Genomic DNA, 24,994 nt, shown 5'->3' with positions numbered 1-24,994 from the left:
GTGAAATTCGCAAGTAAGGTTTATAAGTTAAAAGATGCTTACAAAAAGCTATCTGTACCTCAATTTACTATCGTTACGGGCTTGTTTATTATTTGCCTTGGAACTTTAATTTTGAGCTCTCCACTATGTTCATCTTCAAAGGTTGGTTTGTGGGAAGCATTTTTTACATCTACTTCTGCAATAACCGTTACTGGTTTAACAATAATAGATATTGGTGTAGATTTAAATTTCTTTGGTCAGGTTTTCCTAGCTTTTATGCTTTTATCAGGTGGTCTAGGATTAATGGCCATTACAACATTTTTACAAGGGTTTGTTGTAAAGGGGACAAAGCTAAGAACTAGATTAGACAAAGGAAAGACTTTAGATGAATTTGGAGTTGGAGGAATCGGTCGAACTTTTCAAAGCATCGCTATTACTGCGATTATTATCATATCCTTGGGCGCAATTGTCTTATACTCTTTTGGATTTGTAGACATTCAAAATAATTGGGAAAGACTATGGTCCTCGATTTTTCACAGCATTTCTGCATACAACAATGCAGGATTTTCGTTAATGTCAAATAGTCTTCAAGACTATAGAACAAATTATTTGGTGAATGGTGTTTTTGTTTTTCTCATTGTTATGGGTGGATTGGGCTGGCGGGTTATTGATGATATTTGGAATAATAAAAAAAATCTTTCTTATAAGAAATTAAGCCTTCATTCCAGACTAGTTATTAGGACAAGTTTGTCTCTCATATTATTCGGATCATTAGGATTCTTTGTCACAGAATCATTGCTAAATAGTCAATTTTTTAATGATTTAAATTTGCTTGAACGGTTAATGTCATCTATCTTCGAAACAGTTAGTGCGAGAACTGCAGGTTTTACAAATTTTCCGATTTCTTTGAACTCTATCTCAGATACGGGCCTCTTATTATTAATGACGCTAATGTTTATTGGAGCAAGTACAGGAGGTACTGGTGGAGGTATAAAAACAACTACATTTATTGCTTTAATGGCTGCAACTAGGTCAACTTTAAGAGGTCAGAAAGATGTAATTATTAGTAATAGATTAATTTCAGATAAAGTTATTCTAAAGGCAGTTGGAATCACAGTTGGATCTTTGCTTTTTGTTCTTTTAATGGCAATGTTGCTTAGTACAACAAATACTTTTGTTAAAAAAGAATCATTCACATTCTTAGAAATTCTGTTCACTTGCATATCTGCATTTGCAACAGTTGGTTTTGATATTGGTCTAACAGCAAAATTAAATCATTTTGGTCAATTTATTCTTATTGTGGGTATGTTTGTGGGCAGACTTGGGATCCTTTTACTTTTAAGTGCACTTTGGCAGGCTCTTTATAAGAGTAGAATAGATAGACAAAAGAGAATTGGCTATCCTAGGGCTGATCTATATGTTTAGAATTGACTGAGTTTTATTATGGCTGATTGGTGGCAGTGGTCTCAAAAGAGAGAAAATGAAGCACTCACTTTTGCAGTTGTCGGCGTTGGAAGATTTGGAACCGCAGTTTGCAGAGAACTTATTAATAATGGTGCTGATGTCTTGGCTGCAGATTATTCGGAAAAAGCTATTGATGATTTAAGGCAATTAGAACCTTCGATAGAAGCTAGAGTTGTAGATTGCACCGATGAAGAGTCTATGAAGGAATCAGGAATTCTTGAAATGAATACTGTTGTAGTTGGTATTAGTGAACCTATTGAAGCAAGTATAACTACAACTCTTATTGCTAAGGATAGTGAAGGTAGCAAAGTGAAAAGAGTAATAGCAAGAGCTACTAGTGACTTGCACGAAAAAATGTTAAAAAGAGTAGGCGCAGATAAAGTTGTTTTCCCATCTAGGATGCAAGGAGAAAGATTAGGTTTAGAACTAGTTAGACCAAACCTAATTGAAAGATTGGAACTAGATAATCAAACTGGTATAGATGAAATAACTGTTCCAGAGGAATTTATTGGAAGATCTTTAAGAGATTTAAATTTGAGAAAAAATTATTTAGTAAATGTTCTTGCTGCAGGACCTGCTGAAGAGTTAACAGTTAATCCTCCAGCAAAATATATTTTGGAAAGAGGAAATATTTTGGTAGTCATGGGTAAAACTGTAGATTTACAGAAATTGCCTCAAAATTAATTATTTTAATCAGATTTTTTATAGTATCTAATCCTTTGAGGAGCTTTTTTTAATCTTCTGACGCTTTGTTTTTCAAGTTCATCTCTAAATTTATCAGTATTTAAATTATTTTCTGCAATAGGTAATTTACTTTCTTTTTCGAAATATTTTTTTATACCCTCTTGTATTAACACTTTTGCCATATTACTTACTGTCCTAGATTCATTATCCGCCAAAATAGTTAATTGCTCACATATTAATTCTGGAAGAACCACTTGAATTCTGGGGGATTTAGGCTTCCCATTAGTTGAGTTTTGGCGGGTAGCCATGAGTCAAAGTTGATAACTGTTACTTATTAGTATACACAGTTAGTCAAGGATACTATCTTTGTGTATATTATTAGTAAGGAAATTTATGTCCGTATCAATTAATTGTTTTATTGTCCCATGAAAAATTCAAGAAAAATTGATTCTCCTAAAAGGTCGATAATTGATAAACCAAAAAAAAGATTAGTCAATTCTGATTCTCACGATAATGAAAATAGTGACGTTTTGGTATCAGCTGTAATTAGTCCATATTTGTTAACTCATCTTCACCATATTCTTCAGCAGTCTGAGTATTATGCCCAAAAAGATGGTAGAAAATCTCACGCAGCAAACTTTGCGAAACTAAGAAAAGTTTTATGTTTAGACGCAAGAAGCATGGCAGATGCCTCTGCAAAAGAGATAAAAGATGTGGATAATGATTTATCTAATAATAAATATAATGAACAAAATGTAGCCTGAAGTAATAATCTATTAATAAATAGATTTTAAAAACATGTCTAGTAATGCTGAAAAGCTCTATAAGTTAATAGCCAACGATTCCAAAAAGAAACAAAGTCTGTTTATGACAGCCTTAACTAATCCCAAAAAAGCCTTAGATAAAATATGCGATATTGGCAACGAGTTAAATATTTCTGTGACTAAAGAAGAGGTTATAGAATATTTGAGTACTATTGATGATGAGGCAACTAAAATGTGGTTAATCAAGGCTCGAGGAGGTCTTTAGGAAAAGGTTTCGAATAATTATTATTTGGATTAGGAATAGGTTTTATTCTTTTGTTATAGCCACCTCCACCAGCTAAAGTCCAAAAAAACCAATAACTTGGAATTGCGAGAGCAGCAGCTATGAAAATCACTACAATTTGTTCTATTCTTTTCATGATTTAATTTTATTCCACAAAATATTTTTTAGTAAATAAGCCACAGATTTTGTAAATTCTATTTTAAAACAGTGATTAGATTTGAAGGTGTAAGCAAAATTTATTCTACAGATGTTGTTTTAAAAAATATTAGTTGGGAGATTAAGAAAGGAGAAAAAGTTGGCTTAGTTGGTTCTAATGGTGCAGGTAAATCAACCCAATTTAAGATTTTAATTGGAGAGGAAGAGCAAACAAGTGGAACGATCATCAAAGAAGGAAATCCTAAAATTGCCCATTTAAAGCAAGAGTTTGATTGTAATTTGAATTTTTCAGTTAGACAGGAATTAGAAAGTTCTTTTAAAGATATACAAATTGTTTCCATTAAACTTTTAGAAATTGAGAATAAAATGAAATCGTTGGATATAAAAAAAAATTCCGATGAACTTGAAATAACTGTAAATCAACTCGCAAAATATCAAGCAAAATTTGAAGCTTTAGGTGGTTATAAAATGCAATCTAATGTAGAAAAAATATTACCAAAATTAGGCTTTTCTATAGAAGATGCTGATAAATTAGTTGGCAATTTCTCAGGTGGTTGGCAGATGAAAGTTGCACTTGGAAAAATAATCTTACAAAAACCTGATTTACTTTTACTGGATGAACCAACCAATCATTTAGATTTAGAAACTATTTTTTGGTTGGAAGAATATCTTTCATCGCTTAAGATTTCAGTAATAATTATCAGCCATGATAGATATTTCTTAGATAAATTATGTAAAAAAATAATTTTTGTAGATCGAGGAACATCTGAAACATATAACGGGAATTATTCTTTTTTTGTCGAACAGAAATCTTTGAATAAAGAATCTCAAAATAAGGCATATCAATTACAACAAAAAGAAATTGAGTTACAGAAAAGGTATATAGATAGATTTAGAGCTAGTGCAACTAGAAGTTCTCAAGCAAAGAGTAGAGAAAAACAATTAAAAAAGATTGCTAAAATTGAGGCTCCCATAGCAAAATCAAAAAGTCCTGTTTTTAATTTTCCAGAGTGCCCTCGCTCAGGGAAATTAGTTCTAAATATTAAAAATTTGTCTCATAGTTTCGAGGATAAAATTCTTTTTTTAGATATTAATTTAAAGATTTCTTCTGGGGAGAAAATAGCAATATTGGGACCTAATGGCTGCGGCAAATCTACATTGCTTAAAATTATTATGAAAAAAATATCTCCTGAAATTGGAGAAATTAATCTTGGTAAACATAATATAATTACTAGCTATTATGAACAGAATCAGGCTGAAGCACTTTCACTTGACGAAAGGGTTATTGATTTAATATGTAATAAGTCTCCAGAATGGTCCCAAAAAAAAGTTAGAACATTTTTAGGGGGTTTTGGTTTTCAAAATGAAACAGTTTTTAAATATATTAAACAACTCAGTGGAGGAGAAAAGGCAAGATTAGCATTGGCGCTCATGATTATTAAGCCTAGTAATTTTCTTCTTTTGGACGAACCAACTAATCATTTGGATTTGCAATCTAAGGAAAACTTAGAATTAGCAATTAAAAATTATAAAGGTTCATTATTAATAATTTCTCATGATCGGTATTTTATTTCAAAAGTTGCAAATAGAATTATTGAAATTAAAGATTCAAAGTTATTTTCATATGATGGTAATTACGAATATTTTTTAGAAAAAACTCAAAGCCAAAAAATTTGACTACTTTTAATAAAATTTACAATTGGCTAAGTAAGATCACTAATTTATCTTTACATAGTTTACTGTTCTTGATTAATCTTAAAAATACAAAAATACGTTTTAATAATTTAAATGAGAGATTACGATTTCCAAGAAAAACATTTTCAAATTTTTGATCCTATAGAAAGTTATTTTGAATGCATTACCTCCTTCGATATGAGGAATGGTAGATGTATTTCTAAATGTGTGGAAATACTTAAGCGGAATGATAATTAAATTTTTTAGTTATTTTGTAGATTAGTAATATCAGTTGGTATTACTTTTAATTTAATAAATTTATTTTTACGCTTCAATAATATATTTACTTGTTTTTTGATACCATTTTTATTAATTTGTTCTATAACGTCTGATGCAGTTTCAATATCTTTATCGCCTATTTTAATTAAAATATCATCTATCTTGATTCCACTTTTTTCAGCTGGACTGTTAGGTACTACATATCCAACTTTTACGACATTATTTTTTCTCTCAGAAATACTTTCTTCTATTAGGCTAATTCCAATCATAGGATGTATTACTTTCCCATTGTCTATAAGTTGATCGGCAATTTCTTTAGCTTTATTAATTGGGATTGCGAAACTCAAACCCGCTCCTGGCCCTGATCTTATCAACGTATTAATACCAATTACTTCTCCATCGCTATTCAATAGCGGACCTCCAGAATTGCCAGGATTAATAGCAGCGTCTGTTTGTATCAGTTCAAGTTTTTTATCATATATTCCTAATTGAGTTACGTTTCTATTTAGATTACTAATAATACCAAGCGTAACTGTGTTTTCCAATCCGAATGGATTTCCAACTGCTATAGCCCAATCACCAACTTTAATCTTTGCAGAATCGCCTAATTTTGCTTTTGGCCAAGGCCCTTTCCCTTTAATCTTTAGCACAGCTAAATCAGTAAAATAGTCTTGGCCTATCAGTTTAGCGTTTAATTTTTTGCCATTGGTTAAACCTACAATTACCTTATCTGATCCATTGACTACATGAGCATTGGTCATTACAAGTCCATCTGCAAATATAAACCCACTGCCTTGGTTTTGCTCTATCCTTGGTCGATTTTCGTTAGGTAAATCTAATCCAAAAAATCTTTCAAAATATGGGTCTAGAAATAGTTGAGAATTTCTTGGAAAATTTCTTTTTTTAATATATCTTTGAGTATCAATTGTCACCACAGCTGCACCGGTTCTTTCTACAGCTTTAGTTATGAAAGATTTGTTTGAAAATAAACTAACTTCATTAATTTTTGGTTTGATTAATGGTTGGGATATTACTTTTGCAGGATATGTAATGCCTACTGGAATTAATGAGACGATTAGTAATAGCTTTTGGAGGTATCTTTTCAATTTTGATTTTCTTATGTTTTTCAAGAGACTTAACTCACCATACTGGTGTAATTTAAATATAACTAGTAATTTAATTAATTGAATCTAGAGAAAAATTAAGTGACTTAAAAATAGCTAAATTTCTTTTTTTCGGGCTATGATGTTAAAAATATCAAACCAATCTATAAGCGCAATGACTATTCTATTTCCAATTATATATTCTGCGGCCTTAACTTATTTAGTGTGGAAAGCTTTTAAAGTTATGTCTAATGGTTGGGGAATATCAGATAATAAAAATAAAAGTTTAAGTACTTCCAGTTTTAAACAAAAAAAGTACACAATACATCCAGAACTTCTAGATAAATCAGGTAACATAACAGAAGAGGAGTTATTAACAGTAAGGTTTTCGAATGATAATGACTCTACATTAGAAGAAAAAGGTTCAACAACTGATTAATTAAAATAAATCTAAGGAAAAAAATTGGAATTAAGAACAAAAATTGTTTCAGCGGTAATAAGATCTCTCAAATTGCCCCCAAGGTTTCGTTTGAAAATGGTTAAAGAAGATCCAGTGAGACTCGAACTAAGCCTAACTCCTTCTTACGGTAAAAACCCAGTTATTGTTGGTATAGTTGAATCTCTAGACTTAGTCGCCCGAAGAGATAGAGAAGGTAGACTCCCTAGAGATCTTCAAGGGACTTGGGACTGGACTGTAAGACATGGAAAAGTTAGTACTGGAGGTTGGAATCCTATGTTAAAAGAAGCATTACAAACAATGTTTGATACAGGATTGCCAGCCATTGTATATGAGGAATTAACTGGAGATGAGTATCGACCTGTTGATGGAGTAAGACATGTTAAATAAATAATTTATTTTTTTTCATAAAATCTTCCTTAAAACGTTAAAATAATTTGATAGATAATAAAGTTAATTATGAATAAAGACAATCAACCAAGATTTGGCTTTGTAAATTTTGCAGAAACTTGGAATGGCCGTATGGCAATGATGGGTATTTTGATTGGACTTGGTACTGAATTAATTACTGGACAAAGTATCCTTCGACAAATTGGAATAGGTTAGCATTTTACTTAATTTCTTCTGCTTTCACATCAATGGTACTTTCACTAGGCTTTTTATATAATTGATTTTTCTTACTAATATTCTTTAAATCTGCACCGCAATTCATGCATGTTTCACTTAAACCTAATGATATTGCTCCACAATTACCGCATGTATTAATTTTAGATTTGTAAGAGTTAAAACCCATAAACACTAAAACTAATAATAGAAGAGGAATTAAAAATAAAAGAAGTAGGATATTTCCAACAAAGCTAATGAAAAAGTTAAATCCAAATATTGGAATAATGATAAGTATGATTAATGAGTAGGTAATAAGATTTTTATTAGCTTTAAGAAAATAATTCACCTTAGTAATCCTTATTTATAATTTCTTTTTTTATTTACTAAAGTCATACTAGCAATTACTACGCTCCAACACTGTCCAAAATATAAAATCACTCCTAATAGCCATACCCATAAAGTAAGTACTAGAAAACCTCCAATAAAACCGTATGCTTGAAATCTTACTCCAAGTGAGAGAATACTTTTACTTACTGCTAGGTTCAAAGTGGTTAGGCCAATTCCAATAAGAAAAGATCCAGGTAAGAGTGGTTTTAATGGAACTTTTCTACTGGGTAAAAGTGCTTGCAATAAAAGAGCCATTAAAGAAAAGCCAATTAGTGGTATTGCAAACTGACCAACTTGTAGTAAAGGCAGCTTTAATAATAAATCAGAAAAAAGATTATTAGATTTTGAAAGATTTTCTAAAACGTTACTTGGGATCATCCTAAGATTTGCACTAATTTGATCTAGCACCATTAAAAACCCAATAAAGAATACTATTAAAAAGGCTTCAACTCTATTTCGGAGAAACTTCGAAGCTTGCACTCTCCAAGCAGCATTAACTTTTTTAGAAGGAATTTCGTCCTCCCAAAGCCTATCCGAACCTCTTTGAAGAGATAGGTATGCATTTCCTGCTGTAAAAAGCAAAAACATAGCCCCGAGAATTCCTGCTCCAAAACCTTGATCTATCAAATTAAATAATGTTGTCTCTACTAACTCAACTACTGAAGGAGGTAAAAGCTGAGCAGCAATGGCAATTATTTGTTGATCTAATCCTTCTTGTTTTCCTAGGAACCATGAAGCTATTGAAAGAGAAATTAGAAGGATGGGAAAAAATGATTGAAGTGTGTAGTATGCAAATGCAGCACTTAAATCAACACAATCAGATTTGCTCCATCGCTCACAAGCTCCCCATAAACTTTTCAGTATCCATGTTGAACTTCTCTGCATATTAATTTTCTTCAAATATTAATTTATTTACTTAGTTTTTATTGTATCTGATTAAGAAATTTTTCAAGCAATTTTTTATTTATGATGCAACTATTTTTCTAATAATAAATTGCCCCATGGCTTTAAAATTTCAAATTTTTCAATAGATCTACAAGCAATTAATGGAAAATTAACATCGCTCAAGTCTTCTCCTGAAACTAAATTTAAAGGATCTGTTTCTAACCACTCTATAGAACAATTGAGTTCTTCTAATAGTAGCCATGCTGCTGCAATATCCCATATCTTAGGCGTTGATTCTATTGCTCCGAAAGTTTGTCCCATCGCTACACTAGTAAGATTTAAACTCGATACACCTAAAAGTCTGATTTTTCCAGGAAATACTGAGTTTGGGTTTTTTTGTAAAATTTTGATTGATCTACTACATAAAGAAATGCATTCACTTTGACGATTATTTTGGCTAGGAACTATTTTCTTGTTATTTAACCAAACCCCTTGACCTTTAATGGATACAAACTTTTTTTTCAATGTAGGAATTATTAAAAAAGAAGATTGTGGTTTACCATCAACGAACCTTGCTACAGATATAGACCAGTAAGGAATACCTGCAGCAAAATTTGTTGTCCCATCGAGTGGATCGACCACCCAGTAAGCTTTTGAATTTGGAATTAACTTTTGCCCTTCTTCACTAAGGACGCCTTCACCTGGAGCTATTGAAGCTAAGCCATCTACGATTGTTTTGTCACTCCATAAATCACAACTTGTTAATAATGATCCATCTGCTTTATTGCTGGCGCTAATGTTTCCAAAATCTTTTGTTTGACGTTGACTAACCAATTCAAATAAAGAATCTAATTCAAGTAGTTGATTATTAGTTAAATTTGGAGGATTCATCTCTATATATTACAAATAGACTCTTTATCATTAATTTTAGTATTATTACTACCCAAACAATTTTTACTTTTATCAATGAAAGTTAATCTTTCTAATTCATCTATATTCAGATTGTAATTATATATTGCATTAATATTTTTTGATTTCGCATTACTTAATTCACTTTGTCTAACAAGAACATCTTTTAGAGTTGATATTCCGACATCATATCTAAGTCTGGAAAGCCTTACAGACTCTTTGCTAGATTCAATTTCTTTAAGAGAAGAAATTATTTTTTCTTCATTTAATTTTAGATTTAAATAGGCTTTACTAATACTTGTGGTTAAAATATTTTTTAGATTTTCATAAGCATATTTTTCAGATTCTGCATCTGCTATTTTTGATTTGTAGGAGTTCTTATTTTGTCCGCCATCAAAAATATTCCATGCAAAATTTAGACTTATGGTATTTGTATAATTAGATCCAGATTTTTCAGAGTCGATATTAGTTGCTAAAGAGTCACCCTTTGAAAATGTACTAGATAATGAATTACTGATATAGATATTTGGCTTATTTTGGGCTAAAAAGCTCTCTGCTTGGCTCTTTTTGATTGATTTTTGAAGAATAAGGTTTTTTAAGGAAAGATTTTTATCCAAACCCTCATAAATATTCTTATTCAATTTATGATTCCAAAACCCTATAAGATTTTGCTCTTTATTAGTTTCGAAATCTCCCTTAACATTAAGAATCTCTTTAAGAGAAATTTTATTAATTTCATGTTCTATTTTCTTTTCATTAAGTGATTGTTGATCTCGAGAAAATTGAGCTTCTGCTTCAAGAACTTCAAACTTTGTCCCAATTCCAGCATCTAGCTTCGCTTTAGAATTTTCTAAACTTGTAATTGATAAATCAAGTGTAAATTTTTTATTTTGAATCTCTTGATATGACTTTTTATATTTGTGATACCTGATTCTTGCTTCTTGAATTAAATCTTTTTTCTTAATCTCATAATTATTTTCTGCAATTTTGTAATTTGTTTTGGCAATTTTAATTTCAGATCCTCTCAGCGGGGCAATTACATCCCATTTTATATTCAGGGAGGGATTAGCCGTAAATTGTGATGTTTTTAAAGTAGCTGAATTGCTATTGTACTTTTTACCTGCGATATATTTTGGTAACCCATTGGCTTGAAAATCTAAGGATGGGTATCTTTTGGCAATTTGACTGGAAAGATTAAAGCTTGTAGAGGCTACTAGGTTCTGTAATGACTTTAATTCTTGATTATTTAATACAAGTTTTTCTATTTCTTGATAATCAATAAAAGTAATATTTGATTTTTCTTCTAAAACATTATCAATGTAATTTTTTGTTTCGCTCGATAGAACATTAAAGGTATTCATACATAGAGTAAGCGGCAATAATAAGAAAGGATTTACTACTCTTCTAAGCATGTTTCATAGTTTCGAAAATATTCGATTAACCAATCAAAGTATTAATAATATCATTTGAATCATCAAGAACGTGAATTTTAGTATTTATTTGATTCTCAACTTCTTGAATATTTTTATCATCTAAAAATAAATCAGTATTAATTTTCAACATTATAGATGGTATGTAAACAGCCTCTCCTAAATCCTTATTTTTCAGCCCGTAAATTAGATCTTCGCCAGTAAGAAGACCTGTAACAACTTGATCTTGACCCCAATAAATACTTGGCAAACCATATAGATTAATTGTTAATCCATTAATTAAGTTTAATTTCTTAACTGTAGGAATTAGTGCTTCATAAACTAATTTACCAACAATCCAACTAACTTTTTTTGGCTTTGTTACTTTTTGGGGTAGGTTTTGAGTCTTCTCTCTTAATACTTCTAGAAAGTGTCTAATAGTCCCAACTCCATTAGATTCTTGTGGCATATTTTCGTAGGTTTTGTAACTAGGTAAATTTGTCCCAGCAATTAAATACCATTCGTCTGCTAGCCAACAAAAACGAGTCCCAAGAGTATTTTGTAAAGAGGCTTGAATTCTCTCTACTTGTTTAATAGTTTTTTTTGCGTGTTCTGGGCTTATTGATTTCAATCCATCATTTTCAGGTCTAAATTTTGTAAGTCCTACAGGAACTATTGCGACTGAAAGTACTGTTTGAGAGGTTTTTTTGTAGAATTCAGCAAGTTCCAAAATTGATTTCTCAAGAATATCCCCATCATTTATTTCTGGACAAACAACAATTTGCGCATGTATTTGAATAGAGTTTTTTTCAAACCACGAAATTTGATCAAGTATCACTCCTGCTTTTTTATTTTTTAATAATTTTTCTCTTGTGGCGGGATCAGTAGCATGAACTGAAATAAAAAGTGGGGATAGTTTTTGCATAGCAATTCTTTCCCAGTCTTCTTTTTTTAAATTCGTAAGAGTTAAATAAGATCCATATAGGAAACTTAATCTATAATCATCATCTTTAATATAAAGGCTTTTTCTTTTACCACTTGGCTGTTGATCAATAAAACAAAATGGACATCTATTATTGCATTGCTTGATTGAATCAAATAAAGCATCTTTAAAATTTATACCTAAATTAACGTCTTGATCTTTTTCAATATTTATATTGTGAATTTTATGATTTTTATCTAAAACTGATATGTCTAAAATCTCTTCACTAATCAGAATCTGATAATCAATTAAATCTCTTGGTTTTTTCCCATTAATACTAATAATTGAATCACCTGATTCAAATCCTATTTCTTCAGCAATAGAATTAGCTTCAATACTTTCAATTTCTGCAGGGTTTATTTTATAAGTAATATTAGGAACCAAAAGATCAATGGGATCTTCTGTGTAATTAATTTCTTGCCACACAATTTAAGGCCAAATACTCTTATTTATATTTATTCTAAACTTATATATGACTCAAAGTGTATTAAATACTTTTAAAAAACTAAATATAGGTGTGAAATTATGGGCCTTTTATTTATTAAAATATGGCATTCGCAGTTTTCTAAAACACGATTTAGATTAATTAAAATAACCTTTTTCATTGAAAGAATTAATTACAAAAAATTTAGAAGTAAAAGATAAATTCAACTATGAATCCCATAAGACAGTTGATTCATACGAAAATAGTTTTTTATCAAATCCTATATCTTTAAGATTATGGTCTTCTTTTTTTGTAGTTTTACCTATTTTTGTTCAAGCCCCTTGGGTTAGATTAGCACCAATAAGTGCTCTTTGTTTTACGTTTGTTATTGTCTTAGTGGCAATTGTTTTTAATCAGAAAGGATCAAATAAGTGGTTTATTGTCAGTTCATTATTACTTGGTATATCAGGTAGTTGGCTTGGTGGATGTTTGTTCTGGGGATGGTTAAGCCCATATCCTATCCTACACATACCTGTTGAAGCTGTAGTTCTACCATTAGCTTTAATTGGACTTGGTACTAATTGGAAAATAGGTTCAAGTTTTTATATCTCTTCTTTATTTGGAACTGCAGTTACCGACATTACAATATTTTTAATCGGAATCATGGATCAATGGAGGCAGGTAATTACAGCAGATTCTGAAAAAGCACCCATGATTCTTCAAAAAACTTCAGAGAGTCTTATTCAAATAAAATCAATATCTATCATCGTTTTTGTTGCTCTAATACTTTGGTTTATCTCCAAAGAAATTTTGGATTCTGGCACAATTAATACCACTAGTGGTAAAGCACTCTTAGTTTCTGGTTATGTAATTCAAACAACATTAATTGTTGATGGTATTTTTATTGCTTTAGCAATTCTGCAACCAACTTTTAGTGGATTGGTTTAATGTTAAGGCCTCCATTTTCGCAAGAACCGATACCAATAAATAATTGGGATGTAATTGTTATAGGCGCTGGAGCTGCTGGTCTTATGACTTGTCTTGAATTACCCTCAAATTTAAAAGTGCTTCTTTTAAATAGAAATACTAGTAAGGTATCTTCCAGTAGATGGGCTCAAGGCGGAATTGCATCTGTTGTTAGACAAGATGATTCATTTGAACTGCATGCTGAGGACACTTTAAAAGCAGGTGATGGACTATGTGATTTTCAAGCTGTAGAAATGCTAGTTAAAGAAGCTCCAGGTTGTGTAGAAAGGTTGCAGAATTTAGGGATGATTTTTGATCAAAGTTCTGATCAACTAGCTACTACCTTGGAAGCAGCCCATTCACGAAGAAGAGTCTTACATGTTAAAGATCGTACTGGACGAGCATTAGTTGAAGTTCTAGAAGATCATATTGAGAATCAAAAAAATATTCTTCATTGCAGGGGTGTAAGAGTAACTGAACTTCTCATTGAAAATAAAGAATGTAGAGGAGTTCAGGTTCTTGATGGAGCAAATTTATATTGGATTAAATCTAGAGCTGTTGTTTTGGCTACAGGTGGGGGTGGGCACTTATTTACAAATACAACAAATCCTGCTCAATCCTCTGGTGAAGGTATTGCTCTTGCATGGAAAGCAGGAGCTGCTATCGAAGATTTAGAGTTCGTGCAATTTCATCCAACAGCTTTAAAATTTTATGGTGCACCTTGCTTCTTAATATCTGAGGCACTTAGAGGGGAAGGAGCGATTTTAGTTGATAAAAATGGTGAAAGTCCAGTTAAAAATCTTGAAAATCGTGATCTTGCTACTAGAGATCAGGTAAGTAGAGCAATTATGAAAAATATGCATGATAATAATGTAGATCATGTTGGCTTGGATCTTCGGTATATTGATCCAGAAAAAATTGTAGAACGCTTCCCCACGATCTTGAGTCGATGTCTGGATTATGGCGTTAACCCTTTAAATGAGGTTATTCCCGTAGCTCCTGCAGCTCATTATTGGATGGGAGGTGTTAAAACTGATCTAAATGCATCTTCAACAAGAAAAGGATTATATGCCGTTGGAGAAGTTGCTTCTACAGGTGTGCATGGTGCTAATAGACTGGCAAGTAATTCACTGATGGAGTGTCTTGTTTTCGCAAGAAAAATGTCTGCAATTGTTTTGAATGACATTTCTAAAGTTGAAAAATTTGATAGATCATTTCAAGAGTTTGATATTGAAGATCCTAAAGAAGATCAAATTTCTATAATTGCTGAAAAAATTGATGAACTAAGAAAACTATGTTGGTTAAATTTAGGTGTATCTCGAAATAAGACAAATATGAGTAAATTTTTAAATTATATTCAAAATGATATAGATAAATTAAATAAAAATGATTTATTAAATAGTCTTGAAAAAATAAAATTTGATCAAAAAATAAAACTCAGTGAACGCAATAGAAGAGCATTAAATCTTTTACTTGATTTAAAGAATAGACAAATAACCACCATAACTTTATTAAAAGCTTGTCTATTTAGAGAGGAAAGTAGAGGAGGGCATTATAGAGATGATTTTTCTGACAAAGATAAAAATTGGGAATGCCATACTACACAACAGTTAGATCAAAAAATTCAAAAAAGATTTATTAAAAATTAAGATCTCCCTGATAGTCGGTTTTTGTAGCTAATTCATTTAAGTCACGCGTACCACTAATAATTTCTCCATTTATTTCCCATGAAGGAAATCCACTGATTCCTTTCGTTTGGCATAGCTCATACTCATTATCTTTACCATCTTTAGCACACTCAACTACTTTTAATTTTTTAACTGCTTCCTTACCAAATAATTGTTTCTGATCATGGCAATGCGGGCACCAGTATGCACTATACATAACAATATTGTTTTCACTTAAAAATTGTGCAAACTTTACCTTCTGGGGAGTGCTTGAAGTGGTAATTATTGGCGATTCATTTTCAGTGGGGTTTGCAACATCAATTGCATTAGAGGGGTCAACGTTTGTTGACCAAATTAGGCCCCCCAGTAGGACACTAATGGCTACAATGAAACCTCTAAAAATCATAGGTTCTCTACTTTCGAACTTTGCTCCAATCATAGAAATTATAAAGATAGAAAACGATAAAATTGCTGAAAGTATACAAAAAAAGCAATATGCTTGAATCTTAAAAAACATTATATTTATCAATAAAAAGCTAAATGTTGATGACGCACAAGAAATTAGAAATACTAACCACCATAAAAACTTATTTAGTTTTTCTTTTGGGGAAATTAAATTAAGCGAGAGTATTATTGTGATAACTAATATTGATAAATATGTTATGAGTCCAGCTAATGAGAGAGGTATATTAACTTGATTATTCTTAAATAAAGTACCCCAAGGACTATTTAAAACCGTTTCACAACCATTTTGTATCCCTGGACATGAAAGCGAAGTAAATAATCCCCAGTTTTTTAAAGTAATCGAACCTGTATCAACTATGCCTATAGTGCTGAGAATTGCGATTATGATTTTTGGCCATTTCAAATCTTTTTTATTTCTTCTGTTTAAAGTCTTAAGAGCCATACAAAAAGAAAGTTTGTTATTTACATTATCTATCCTAATATTATCTTGGCATGAGAGTTATATACGAAATGCTGTTTAAATCTTTTAATTCTTATTTCTTAAGTTGTGAAACAAAATAGTCCTAATGTAAAAGAAAAAAAACTATCTAAGATTGCATTCAGTCATGTTGGTTGTGAGAAAAATCTTGTTGATACTGAACATATGCAAGGCTTATTAGATAAAGAGGGTTATGAAGTTGATAGCAATATAAATGATGCAAATGTTGTTGTAGTCAATACTTGCAGTTTTATTGAAACAGCGAGAGAAGAATCTATTAGAAAAATTTTAGAATATACAAATCAAGGAAAGGAAGTAATAGTTGCAGGCTGTATGGCGCAGCATTTTAAAGATGAGCTTATACGAGAAATCCCTGAAATAAAAGGTTTAGTTGGAACTGGAGATTATCAAAAGATAGCTAAGGTTTTAGAAAGAGTAGAACAAGGGGAAATCGTGAATGAAGTTTCAAAAATACCGGAATTTATTGCAGATGAGGAAATACCTCGTTTTGTAGATAAAAACAAATTTGTTGCTTATCTTCGTATTGCTGAAGGCTGCAACTATAATTGCGCTTTTTGTATTATTCCTAAATTGAGAGGTCCCCAAAGAAGTAGAACAATAGAATCTATAGTTGCAGAAGCCAAAAGTCTTGCAAAGCAGGGGATACAAGAAATCATATTAATTAGTCAAATAACAACTAATTATGGTCAAGATATTTATGGAAAACCATCATTAGCCAAACTTTTGAATGAGCTTTCTAAAGTTCCAATTCCTTGGATCAGGATACATTATGCTTATCCAACGGGTTTAACTGATGAAGTTATTAGAGCTTTCAAAGATTCAGAGAATATAGTGCCTTACTTTGATTTACCACTTCAGCATAGTCATCCAGATGTGTTGAGGAGTATGAATAGACCTTGGCAGGCTTCTTTGAATGAATCAATTTTGGAGAAAATTAGAACAGAAATTCCATCTGCTGTATTAAGAACTAGTCTCATTGTTGGTTTCCCAGGAGAAAAAAAAGAACATTTTGAACATCTTCTGGAATTTTTGTGTAGGCACAAATTTGATCATGTAGGAGTGTTTATTTTTTCTCCTGAGGACGGAACTGCAGCTTTTGATTTGCCAAATAGAGTATTAAAAGAGGTTTCAGAGGCAAGAAAAGATAATGTTATTTCAGTTCAACAAAATATCTCTAAAGATAAAAATCAGGCATATGTTGGTTCAAAAATGAAAGTTTTGGTAGAAAAAATATCAGATAATAACGAATTAATAGGTCGGTCCTACAATTTCGCTCCTGAAATTGATGGAAATGTGATTGCATCAATAAATACTAAAAATGATTTGCAAAATTATATTGGTAAATTTGTTGAAGCAAATATTTCTTTTGCGGATGAATATGATTTGTATGGAGAGATTATTAAAATTTTGTAGTTTTTAAATTAATTTAACTGCTCTTAAGAGCTTATCTAATGCGAAAGCAGCTCCAAAGCCAAAACCAATAAATGCAATATAGAAAATGATGTTCATTATTTTTTTTATTTCTATTTAATTTAACATCAGATGAAAAGATTAGATTTTTTCGTTTAATTTCTTAATCTTGGATATATGGTAATTTTTTGTATAAACATTCTTCTGCTTTTTGTAGTTCCCGGCCTAGATATAGAGCATGATCGAATCTGGTTATTAAGTCATTTCTTTCTTCAGTAATTAATATTCCAAGTTGTTTAGCACTAATACCTTTAAAAACTTCATTACTAACTCTTTTATTTTGAGAGTCGCATTTAATTGGTTCATTTGTTTCTGGGTCAAGAGCATAGCCTTCTTCATCGATGTTATTTAAAAAGTGCTCTAAAACTATTTTATTTTCTTCTAAATCTACTTTTATAATAAAATAACCGTTTGGATCTAAATCTATATATCGGTTGGATAGATTATTATCAATCTTTATTTTTTCATCTAAACTTTTACTAGAATCCATTATTAGAAGTTAATAAAAACTATATTACTAATATAATCTTTAGAAAAGCCAAATAATTTTTTATTTAAAGGGTATAGATTTATTCTCAAATTCAATTTCATTCTCAGTTTGCTTATTAACTTCATTTAGCCAAGGATAAATTATATTTTCCATATTTTTGTCAAACCACTTATGCAAGCTAATGGTGCTTTTTGCAAAAAACCCTCTCCGCCTTTTATGTTTACCACCCGCTCCAGGATCAAAAAAATGGATACTATTTTTTATTGCCCATTCAATTGGCTGGTAGTAGCATAATTCAAAATGTAAATTAGATATCTCTTCTTGACTACCCCAATATCTACCCCATAAGTTGTTTTTATTTTTAACGCACATCGACATAGCCAAAATATCCTTTGAATCATTTTTTGATGCGCTAAAAAGTAAAATATTTTTTTTATTAGCAACAATTTTGTCGAAAAATGTAGATGTTAGATATTTACTTCCCCAAACTCCCCACCTAGAACAATGCTGTTCATAAAAATTATGCATTTTTTTTAGGATTTCTTGGTTGATATCATCTTCATTAAAAATTTCTACTTTTATATCTTGTTTAGTAATTGATTTCCTCTCTTTTTTGATATTTTTTCTCTGATTAGAGTTAAATCTACAAAGAAAATCATCAAACGTCTTTTCTCCATTTCTCCTCCATTCACTGCTGGAATTTATCCATTTATGGTATCCCAAAGATTTAAGATGGTTACCCCAGCTTTCGTCAATGTATAAAAAATTACAACTTAAAATTTTGTTTGTAATCGCAAAGCTTTCGATATGGTTTATGAGTAAATTTGTAATTTCTTTCTTATCTTCATTTTTTTTATAAAGAAATTGATATCCATTTACAGGACTATAAGGACTCATTCCAATTAATTTAGGGTAATAATTTAAATTCAGCTCTTGAGCCAATCTTGCAAATGATTGATCAAAAATGAATTCTCCATAGCTATGATTTTTTAAAAAAAGTGGAGCAATTCCTATTATTTCTTCATTTTTATAAGCAACAAAATATAGAGGTTGCCAACCAGTTTCTCTTGAGACACTCTTTGATATTTCAAGGTTTTTAAGCCAAGTCCATTCATAGAATGGATTATTGATTTCAATTGTTAATTCATTCCATATCTCCTTGGAGATTTCCTTGATTGACAATTTGACTTCAACTTTATGTATTTTTTGGTTCATTTATTATTAAATCTTATTCAAATTTTTTTGTAATGAATATGGATTTCATTATTCATTAAATTTTTAATTGATTTTATTTCCCATAGTCTTTTGAGATTAAAAATCTCATTTGTTTCTTTTGGAGGGATCCATGTATATTTACCTCCAATAATTTGTGGAATTATTGTAATTTTTATATCTGTTATTAGATCCTCTTTTATAAATGAATTTATAAGTTTTGCACCTCCTAAAAGAGCTAGATCATTTATCCCTTGTTTTTTAAGTGAAATTAAAGTTTTACTCCATGAATCTTCGAAAAAGAGTTGTTTCTCGAAGTCATTATTCGACGAATTATCAACCCTACTTGAGCTAATTAGCCATCTTCTAATTGGTTGACGAAAGTATTCCCAATTACTGTTAAATTTTTTGCTATTTGAAGCAACTATGGAAATTGGTTGTTTATTTGATATTGTTACTTCGTCATTACCATTGAGATTTTTAATTAGGTAAGTTGATTGATGAGCTAATAAAGTACCTAAACCAAAAATGGTGGCGTCAACCATTGATAAGTGTTGATTCAACATTTTTTTATCTTCTTCGCTTCCAAGATGCGATTCTCCACCTCCAGGAAATGCAATTCTCCCATCAATACTAGATGCTATAACAATTATTACTCTTGGGATACTCAAGTTTGTGAGACTAAACTATTTGCAAGTTTCAACTTCAATGAATTAGTTAGCTTTTGATCAACATAAATTTCTGCTGCATTATTTGGGCTCTCTTGGAGTCTTATTTTGTGTAATGTTGCACCAAGTTCAAGTATTGGATTTTTAAGAATATCAGAAATATATAAAGCTATATTTTCAGCAGTTGGAACACAATTCTGGAAAAATTCGATGTCTTTATTTAGAAAAGTATGATCTAATTGTTCAACAACCAAATCATTAATTATCTCTTGGAGCGCAGATAAGTCGCAAACCATTCCCGTTCTTTTATCAATGTCTCCTTTTATAGTTATATCGACAAGATAGTTATGACCATGTCCATTAACTCTGGCACATTTCCCATAGATTTTTTTATTTTCATCAAAGGAAATCTCTTCTTTTGCAAGTCTATGAGCAGCCGCAAAATGAGTTTGTACTGTTAAAAATGCTTCCATGTTTTTTCCATAATAATCTGCCCATAAATTTGGGTTTTCATAAAGCCTTAGACTTGTAAGAGGTAAATCATCCTTTAGACGACTCCAAATAACCTTTACTAATGCTTCAGTTGTTGGAAGTATACCTTCTTGATTACTAACATTAAATTCAGGCCAGACGTCATTTAAAAAACGAAAATCTAATTGTCCAGTAACCTTATCTTTAATGGAGTGTTTCACATCAGAGAGATTAAGTACCATTCCATCAGAGTCTAGTTCTCCACCCATTGAAACAATAAGTTCATAATTATGACCATGACCTGGTGCAATACTGCAATTTCCAAAAAGAGATAAATTTTCTTCTGGGGTTTTTTCAGGAAGCCAATAACGGTGACTAGAACTAAAGCAGGCACGTCGAGTTATGACGCATTCACGTCCTTTTCCATGTAATGGTTTGGATTGTGTAGAAGTCATAACTTTCTGCGATAATACTATCTTAAGGTTTTAAATACGCTTTTGTCTTTATGGAACAATTCATTATCAAAAAAACAGTTCATACTTTAAAGGGTAGAAGCATATTTTTAATAGGAATGATGGGTTCTGGTAAGTCACAAACTGGTTTGAAGCTGGCTGAATTATTGAAGTATAAATATATTGATTTAGATTCGTTAATAGAGAAATTGGCAAAAAAATCTATTAATCAAATTTTTAATGATGAAGGAGAAAATAATTTCCGTGAATTAGAAGCAAGCTGCCTAAAGGAAACTATCAAAATTCCTTCATTAGTAATCTCTACTGGAGGAGGAATAGTAACCAAATCGGAAAACTGGGGAATCTTAAGGCAGGGAATAATTGCTTGGATAGATCTCGACAAAGATATAGCAATTGAAAGATTGAAAAATGAAATTGAAAATAGACCACTTCTTCAGGGAAAGAATCTAAATGATTTATATATGAGCATTTTTCAATCTAGAGAAAATTTGTATTCTCAAGCAGATTTAAGAATTAAAGTAAAAAGGGAAAATATTGAAGAAGTCGCTATGAAAATAATTAATGCAATTCATAAAGAAATAATTAGTTAATCTGGTTCAATTCTTACTGCAAACCATTTGATGACGTATCCTAATTTTATTTCTAATTCATAAGTACTTTCTAATAATTCTTCAAAAAATTCCTGATCAGGATCTTCTATATTTTGATATATTGTTTGTGTTTCTGTCTTACTGAGCCAATTCTTCAACCATAAAATTGCTTCTTGCTTTGATACAATTTTTTCTTTTGAATCTGGCTCTAATAATACATAATGATCTGATGCTCTTATTAGTGGATTTGACATAATGAAGATTCTTCTTGGATTAATTCTTTGCTTGATTTTTCAAGGAATTTTTTTAGAAAGTTCTTTTGCTTTTGTAGATTCTAATGTACGAGAGTTTTTGGAAAATCGTGTAAATCAATGGCCAGAATTATATTTACCAAATTTTAAATTGTCGGATACTTCTGAGGATTTAATTTATCCTAAATGGTTCGAGGGGAATTGGCTTGTTACTTCTCAAGATATTATTAATGATTCAGAAGAGCCAGTTATTTATAAAGTAAATTTCTTTAAGAATGATTCAGATTTAGTTGTTGGTAATCGTGCAAAAAATTCTGAATCTATTGGAAAAGCAATATTTGGTGATACCTTAATCAAGGTTGTAAATGATCCTCAATCTATTAATAATCAAATTACTTATTTAAAAGATGATTTTTATATCGATTCAAGAATAACAGGAAGAAATCAGATCCAAGATGATGATATTTTTTTCGCAGATGAGCTAGTTATACAAAATGCACATAAGCCAGGTGCTTCAAGGATTAATCAGGTAGAGACCATCAGTAAATTTCAAAAATGTTCCGAAGAAATATTGGAAGTTGATAATTCAATCAAACCATCGATTTGCGGAGTGCAATATGTTGCTTCTTATGGTTCAAAAGTTGGCGATCCTTCTATTCATGCTATAAAAACAAATAAATATAAATTGACCTTTGAATTTATTGAGAGTTAGCACTAAAAAGATATTCTTCTAAGTTGTTCCTCCAAATGAAAAGATTTTCTAAATAAGGGTTGTTTATGTATTCTTGGCTCCCCTCTCCTGAAAGAATTGGTCCTGCAGACTTAGGAAATTTAAGAAGGGATAATTGAGCAGCAATTGAAATATCTGCAATTGATAAACTATCCCCAACTAAATATTTCTTGTTGATTAAGGATTTTGATAAAGCTTCCAGTAATTTTTGGAGTTCTAAACTATCTTTAGAAGACAAAACTACATTAGAAATTTTACTAAGATTTTCAAATGGTAATTTATCAACAATACTTTTAACTGAAGAAGGTATTTCATTTGGAAGTAATGCGGTTCTTAGCTGTGGATTTTCTATTGCAGATTTTATTAAAGCTTTTCTACAAGTCGAAGCCATTGTAGTATCTGCCCAGTCTTCAATTATTTTGCATTGTGCAAATAATATTGGGTCCTCAGGAAAAAGTGGATTGTTATTATTTTTTTTATCTATATATTCGCAAATAGTTGAAGAGTCATTAATAACTTGATCATTACTATCGACTATTACAGGTACTTGTTTTTGACCTGATAATTTAAAGATTTCAAATTGGCCTATACCAGGTGTTACTTCTTCAACTCGATATTGTAGTTTTTTTGCATGAAGAGCCATTCTTGTTTTTAAACAAAAAGCACTATGCCTAAATTGATATAATGTAATCATGCTGTTTAATGTTTGTTAAAACTTAGCTAAAAAATTAATCTATTTGTGGAGCTGATGGGCGAATTTTTCTCAAATGTTGCGAGATATCCAAAGTATTTGATATCTATCATTGTTGGGGGACTTGTTGCTTTGCTTGAACCTTTATTCAAGAATAGATCAAATCCTCTCACGATAGTGGGATTGATATCTTCTGTCTTAAGTGCTTTCATAACTGTTTACTTTGTCTTGCAAGCGATGACAAACCCAATAAATTTACAATCATAATGCCAAATAATTACCGTCTTGCAAAAGTTTCTTCTCTTTTGAAGAAAGAAATAACCCTTATTTTGCAGAATGATTTAGAAAATGATCTTATTAGAGATCATTTCGTCAATATTTCTAAGATTGATTTATCAGGTGATTTGCAACACTGTAAAATTTACATAACTTCAACTGCTCAAGAGAAAGTGAGGAAAGAGATTGTTGAAAACTTGAATACTGCTAAAAGCTTTATAAGGCATAGTTTAGGAAAAAGAATTGAGATGAGAAGAGTTCCAGAGATAATTTTTAAAGACGATGTTGTTCTTGATAAAGGATTATCAGTCTTGAAACTTCTCGATGAATTAAAAAATAAAAATCAATATCATAATGTTGAGGACAAGGATGCCAAAAGTTGATCTACCCCTTGATCAAAGAAATATAATTATTACTCGATCAAAAGAAGGGATTTTGGATATAAAAAAGATATTCATAAGCAAGGGCGCTAATGTATTTGATTTACCTGCAATAAGTATTGCTGATCCTGATGATTTGAATCCTCTTGACGAAGCATTAAATCAAATAAATGATTTTCATTGGATTATTTTTTCCAGTAGTAATGGGATCAAATTTGTGGATAAAAGACTGAGATACTTTAATAGTTCATTAAAAGAATGTTCTAAAAAAACAAAAATCGCCGTAGTCGGAGAAAAAACCTCAAAAACTCTTGATGATTTTGGGATTAAGGCTGATTTTATACCTCCAGAATTTGTTGCTGAAAGTTTAATTGATAATTTCCCAGTATCTGGTTATGGACTTCGAGTTTTTATACCAAGAGTTCAAACAGGTGGTAGGGATTTAATTGCAGATCAATTTAGAAAGGCTGGTTCTCGTGTATTTGAGGTTGCTGCATATGAAACTAGATGTCCTGAATCAATTCCGGAAGAAACAATTAATATTATTTCTAATCGAAAAGTCGATGCAATTATTTTCTCAAGCGGTAAGACCGTAGTAAATGCTGCTTTTTTACTAGAAAAAAAACTTGGTAAAAAATGGTTAGAATATTTTGATCAAATTAAGTTATTAACTATTGGACCTCAGACAACAAAAATATGTAACGAGGTTTTTGGAAGAGTTGATAGTCAGGCACAAAAATATACTTTTGAAGGACTACTAGAAGTAGCAATTAATATTTTTAATTAGAAAAATTTTTTGTATAGTTCTTTTCAACTAAATCTTTGAACCTATCGATATTGGCCTGTAATTCGTTTGTAACCATTTTTCCTAAAATATTTTCTTCCATAAACCGAGCAATCATTTTTGGTAGTTCATAAGTTATGGCTAAATTAACCGTTGTGATTTGATCAGTTTTACTTTCGAAAACTACTGATCCCTCAGTTGGTAAACCTCCTATTGATTTCCATTTAAGTTTGCTTTTTTCAACCCTTTCTGTAATTTGAGCTTTCCATTTAAACCTAAAGCCATTTGCTGCTAAAGTCCATTCTGTTAAATCTGGTAACGTATTAGTTTCTTCGTCAACTGTTTTGACAGATTCAATCCAGCTCATCCAAAGTGACATTGAGTCTAAATCACTCCATGTATCCCATACATTTTCAAGAGGCGCATTAACAACTGTTATTACGTCATGTTTGAGCCAAGTACCCAT

At 30.9% G+C, this 24,994-nt stretch carries 33 protein-coding genes; 16 read left to right on the top strand and 17 right to left on the bottom strand.

The annotated features are described in order from the left end of the window. A complete protein-coding gene (locus EU98_RS03635) occupies window positions 1–1,404 on the top strand; it encodes a TrkH family potassium uptake protein (protein ID WP_032515901.1) in 1,404 nt (467 codons plus the stop codon). Between the two features lie 18 nt (window positions 1,405–1,422). Continuing rightward, a complete protein-coding gene (locus EU98_RS03640) occupies window positions 1,423–2,127 on the top strand; it encodes a potassium channel family protein (protein WP_032515900.1) in 705 nt (234 codons plus the stop codon). Window positions 2,128–2,132: 5 nt separating this feature from the next. Here EU98_RS03640 and EU98_RS03645 read toward each other — a convergent pair whose 3' ends face one another. Further along, a complete protein-coding gene (locus tag EU98_RS03645; protein ID WP_032515899.1) occupies window positions 2,133–2,435 on the bottom strand; it encodes a ribbon-helix-helix domain-containing protein in 303 nt (100 codons plus the stop codon). A gap of 117 nt (window positions 2,436–2,552) precedes the next feature. On the opposite strand from EU98_RS03645, the gene EU98_RS03650 reads away from it, so the two are divergent. Together EU98_RS03650 and EU98_RS03655 are read left to right on the top strand one after the other, a co-directional pair. Then, window positions 2,553–2,891 carry a hypothetical protein gene (locus EU98_RS03650; protein WP_025943187.1) on the top strand — a complete coding sequence of 113 codons (339 nt, stop codon included), beginning with the start codon at window positions 2,553–2,555 and terminating at the stop codon, window positions 2,889–2,891. A gap of 34 nt (window positions 2,892–2,925) precedes the next feature. Beyond that, window positions 2,926–3,156, top strand: coding sequence for a hypothetical protein (locus EU98_RS03655; RefSeq protein WP_011817578.1), 231 nt, complete (start codon window positions 2,926–2,928; stop codon window positions 3,154–3,156). Here EU98_RS03655 and EU98_RS09860 read toward each other — a convergent pair. Beyond that, a complete protein-coding gene (locus EU98_RS09860; protein WP_187151072.1) occupies window positions 3,134–3,310 on the bottom strand; it encodes a hypothetical protein in 177 nt (58 codons plus the stop codon). The two genes, EU98_RS03655 and EU98_RS09860, sit on opposite strands and share 23 nt — an antisense overlap. A 71-nt stretch (window positions 3,311–3,381) precedes the next feature. Between EU98_RS09860 and EU98_RS03660 the strand changes: the two genes are divergently transcribed. Further along, on the top strand, window positions 3,382–5,007 hold the full coding sequence (locus EU98_RS03660; protein WP_032515897.1) for an ABC-F family ATP-binding cassette domain-containing protein: 1,626 nt from the start codon (window positions 3,382–3,384) through the stop codon (window positions 5,005–5,007). A 260-nt stretch (window positions 5,008–5,267) separates the two neighbouring features. Here EU98_RS03660 and EU98_RS03665 read toward each other — a convergent pair whose 3' ends face one another. After that, window positions 5,268–6,389 (bottom strand): trypsin-like peptidase domain-containing protein, encoded by a 1,122-nt coding sequence (locus EU98_RS03665; RefSeq protein WP_032515919.1) that lies wholly within the window; start codon window positions 6,387–6,389, stop codon window positions 5,268–5,270. A gap of 172 nt (window positions 6,390–6,561) precedes the next feature. On the opposite strand from EU98_RS03665, the gene EU98_RS03670 reads away from it, so the two are divergent. The 3 genes from EU98_RS03670 (at window position 6,562) to EU98_RS03680 (ending at window position 7,449) form a co-directional block, all read left to right on the top strand. Then, entirely contained in the window at window positions 6,562–6,825 is a 264-nt protein-coding gene (locus EU98_RS03670) for a DUF2973 domain-containing protein (RefSeq protein ID WP_032515918.1), read from the top strand. A gap of 24 nt (window positions 6,826–6,849) precedes the next feature. Next, window positions 6,850–7,233 (top strand): hypothetical protein, encoded by a 384-nt coding sequence (locus EU98_RS03675; protein WP_025931256.1) that lies wholly within the window; start codon window positions 6,850–6,852, stop codon window positions 7,231–7,233. 69 nt (window positions 7,234–7,302) lie between these two features. Then, window positions 7,303–7,449 (top strand): high light inducible protein, encoded by a 147-nt coding sequence (locus EU98_RS03680; protein WP_011862136.1) that lies wholly within the window; start codon window positions 7,303–7,305, stop codon window positions 7,447–7,449. A gap of 4 nt (window positions 7,450–7,453) precedes the next feature. On the opposite strand, the gene EU98_RS0108970 is transcribed toward EU98_RS03680, so the two are convergent. From EU98_RS0108970 to EU98_RS03700, 5 genes are all read right to left on the bottom strand, one after another. Continuing rightward, a complete protein-coding gene (locus EU98_RS0108970) occupies window positions 7,454–7,795 on the bottom strand; it encodes a hypothetical protein (protein ID WP_032515895.1) in 342 nt (113 codons plus the stop codon). An 11-nt stretch (window positions 7,796–7,806) separates the two neighbouring features. Further along, entirely contained in the window at window positions 7,807–8,721 is a 915-nt protein-coding gene (locus tag EU98_RS03685) for a YihY/virulence factor BrkB family protein (protein WP_032515894.1), read from the bottom strand. A 90-nt stretch (window positions 8,722–8,811) separates the two neighbouring features. After that, window positions 8,812–9,612 (bottom strand): inositol monophosphatase family protein, encoded by an 801-nt coding sequence (locus tag EU98_RS03690; RefSeq protein WP_032515893.1) that lies wholly within the window; start codon window positions 9,610–9,612, stop codon window positions 8,812–8,814. Between the two features lie 2 nt (window positions 9,613–9,614). Next, window positions 9,615–11,042 (bottom strand): TolC family protein, encoded by a 1,428-nt coding sequence (locus EU98_RS03695; protein WP_032515892.1) that lies wholly within the window; start codon window positions 11,040–11,042, stop codon window positions 9,615–9,617. Window positions 11,043–11,067: 25 nt separating this feature from the next. Beyond that, complete coding sequence (locus EU98_RS03700; protein WP_032515891.1) at window positions 11,068–12,447, bottom strand: TIGR03279 family radical SAM protein; 1,380 nt, start codon at window positions 12,445–12,447, stop codon at window positions 11,068–11,070. A 178-nt stretch (window positions 12,448–12,625) separates the two neighbouring features. On the opposite strand from EU98_RS03700, the gene EU98_RS03705 reads away from it, so the two are divergent. Together EU98_RS03705 and nadB are read left to right on the top strand one after the other, a co-directional pair. After that, a complete protein-coding gene (locus EU98_RS03705) occupies window positions 12,626–13,393 on the top strand; it encodes a DUF3120 domain-containing protein (protein WP_032515890.1) in 768 nt (255 codons plus the stop codon). After that, entirely contained in the window at window positions 13,393–15,060 is a 1,668-nt protein-coding gene (gene nadB / locus EU98_RS03710) for an L-aspartate oxidase (RefSeq protein WP_032515889.1), read from the top strand. Before EU98_RS03705 ends, nadB begins: the two co-directional genes overlap by 1 nt. Here nadB and EU98_RS03715 read toward each other — a convergent pair. Continuing rightward, entirely contained in the window at window positions 15,050–15,985 is a 936-nt protein-coding gene (locus tag EU98_RS03715) for a vitamin K epoxide reductase family protein (RefSeq protein ID WP_032515888.1), read from the bottom strand. The genes nadB and EU98_RS03715 overlap by 11 nt on opposite strands. 105 nt (window positions 15,986–16,090) lie before the next feature. Here EU98_RS03715 and rimO point away from each other — a divergent pair, with 105 nt between their 5' ends. Next, window positions 16,091–17,455: a 30S ribosomal protein S12 methylthiotransferase RimO gene (gene rimO / locus EU98_RS03720; RefSeq protein WP_032515887.1), complete on the top strand. Its 1,365-nt coding sequence runs from the start codon at window positions 16,091–16,093 to the stop codon at window positions 17,453–17,455. A 3-nt stretch (window positions 17,456–17,458) separates the two neighbouring features. Here the strand turns inward: rimO and petL are convergent, their stop codons facing one another. From petL to EU98_RS03740, 5 genes are all read right to left on the bottom strand, one after another. After that, entirely contained in the window at window positions 17,459–17,551 is a 93-nt protein-coding gene (petL, locus tag EU98_RS0108965) for a cytochrome b6-f complex subunit PetL (RefSeq protein WP_025925809.1), read from the bottom strand. Between the two features lie 64 nt (window positions 17,552–17,615). Continuing rightward, window positions 17,616–18,002 (bottom strand): DUF4346 domain-containing protein, encoded by a 387-nt coding sequence (locus EU98_RS03725; RefSeq protein WP_032515886.1) that lies wholly within the window; start codon window positions 18,000–18,002, stop codon window positions 17,616–17,618. A 60-nt stretch (window positions 18,003–18,062) separates the two neighbouring features. Further along, complete coding sequence (locus EU98_RS03730; protein ID WP_032515885.1) at window positions 18,063–19,217, bottom strand: peptidogalycan biosysnthesis protein; 1,155 nt, start codon at window positions 19,215–19,217, stop codon at window positions 18,063–18,065. 17 nt (window positions 19,218–19,234) lie between these two features. Further along, window positions 19,235–19,885, bottom strand: coding sequence for a dihydrofolate reductase family protein (locus tag EU98_RS03735; protein ID WP_032515884.1), 651 nt, complete (start codon window positions 19,883–19,885; stop codon window positions 19,235–19,237). Further along, window positions 19,882–20,808 (bottom strand): 6-pyruvoyl trahydropterin synthase family protein, encoded by a 927-nt coding sequence (locus EU98_RS03740; protein ID WP_032515883.1) that lies wholly within the window; start codon window positions 20,806–20,808, stop codon window positions 19,882–19,884. The genes EU98_RS03735 and EU98_RS03740 overlap by 4 nt, the downstream gene beginning before the upstream one ends. A 50-nt stretch (window positions 20,809–20,858) precedes the next feature. On the opposite strand from EU98_RS03740, the gene EU98_RS03745 reads away from it, so the two are divergent. Continuing rightward, window positions 20,859–21,416 (top strand): shikimate kinase, encoded by a 558-nt coding sequence (locus tag EU98_RS03745; protein ID WP_032515882.1) that lies wholly within the window; start codon window positions 20,859–20,861, stop codon window positions 21,414–21,416. Here the strand turns inward: EU98_RS03745 and EU98_RS03750 are convergent. Continuing rightward, window positions 21,413–21,670: a chlororespiratory reduction protein 7 gene (locus EU98_RS03750; protein WP_011375677.1), complete on the bottom strand. Its 258-nt coding sequence runs from the start codon at window positions 21,668–21,670 to the stop codon at window positions 21,413–21,415. The two genes, EU98_RS03745 and EU98_RS03750, sit on opposite strands and share 4 nt — an antisense overlap. 1 nt (window position 21,671) lies before the next feature. On the opposite strand from EU98_RS03750, the gene EU98_RS03755 reads away from it, so the two are divergent. After that, a complete protein-coding gene (locus EU98_RS03755; protein ID WP_080725815.1) occupies window positions 21,672–22,379 on the top strand; it encodes a DUF6816 family protein in 708 nt (235 codons plus the stop codon). Here the strand turns inward: EU98_RS03755 and EU98_RS03760 are convergent. Continuing rightward, the gene (locus EU98_RS03760; RefSeq protein ID WP_032515880.1) at window positions 22,366–23,091 is read right to left on the bottom strand and encodes a glutathione S-transferase family protein; all 726 of its coding nucleotides are present in this window, start codon (window positions 23,089–23,091) and stop codon (window positions 22,366–22,368) included. The genes EU98_RS03755 and EU98_RS03760 overlap by 14 nt on opposite strands. 54 nt (window positions 23,092–23,145) lie before the next feature. On the opposite strand from EU98_RS03760, the gene EU98_RS03765 reads away from it, so the two are divergent. The 3 genes from EU98_RS03765 to EU98_RS03775 are packed head-to-tail and all read left to right on the top strand — an operon-like array spanning window position 23,146 to window position 24,531. Beyond that, complete coding sequence (locus tag EU98_RS03765) at window positions 23,146–23,355, top strand: DUF751 family protein (protein WP_032515879.1); 210 nt, start codon at window positions 23,146–23,148, stop codon at window positions 23,353–23,355. Continuing rightward, window positions 23,355–23,747, top strand: coding sequence for a 30S ribosome-binding factor RbfA (gene rbfA / locus EU98_RS03770; RefSeq protein WP_032515878.1), 393 nt, complete (start codon window positions 23,355–23,357; stop codon window positions 23,745–23,747). Before EU98_RS03765 ends, rbfA begins: the two co-directional genes overlap by 1 nt. Further along, on the top strand, window positions 23,734–24,531 hold the full coding sequence (locus EU98_RS03775; protein ID WP_032515916.1) for a uroporphyrinogen-III synthase: 798 nt from the start codon (window positions 23,734–23,736) through the stop codon (window positions 24,529–24,531). Before rbfA ends, EU98_RS03775 begins: the two co-directional genes overlap by 14 nt. Here the strand turns inward: EU98_RS03775 and EU98_RS03780 are convergent. Beyond that, complete coding sequence (locus tag EU98_RS03780) at window positions 24,524–24,994, bottom strand: SRPBCC family protein (protein ID WP_032515877.1); 471 nt, start codon at window positions 24,992–24,994, stop codon at window positions 24,524–24,526. The genes EU98_RS03775 and EU98_RS03780 overlap by 8 nt on opposite strands.

The sequence above is a fragment of the Prochlorococcus marinus str. MIT 9314 genome (assembly GCF_000760035.1).
Lineage (GTDB): Bacteria > Cyanobacteriota > Cyanobacteriia > PCC-6307 > Cyanobiaceae > Prochlorococcus_A > Prochlorococcus_A marinus_B.
This window is presented reverse-complemented; position numbering and strand designations above follow the sequence as displayed.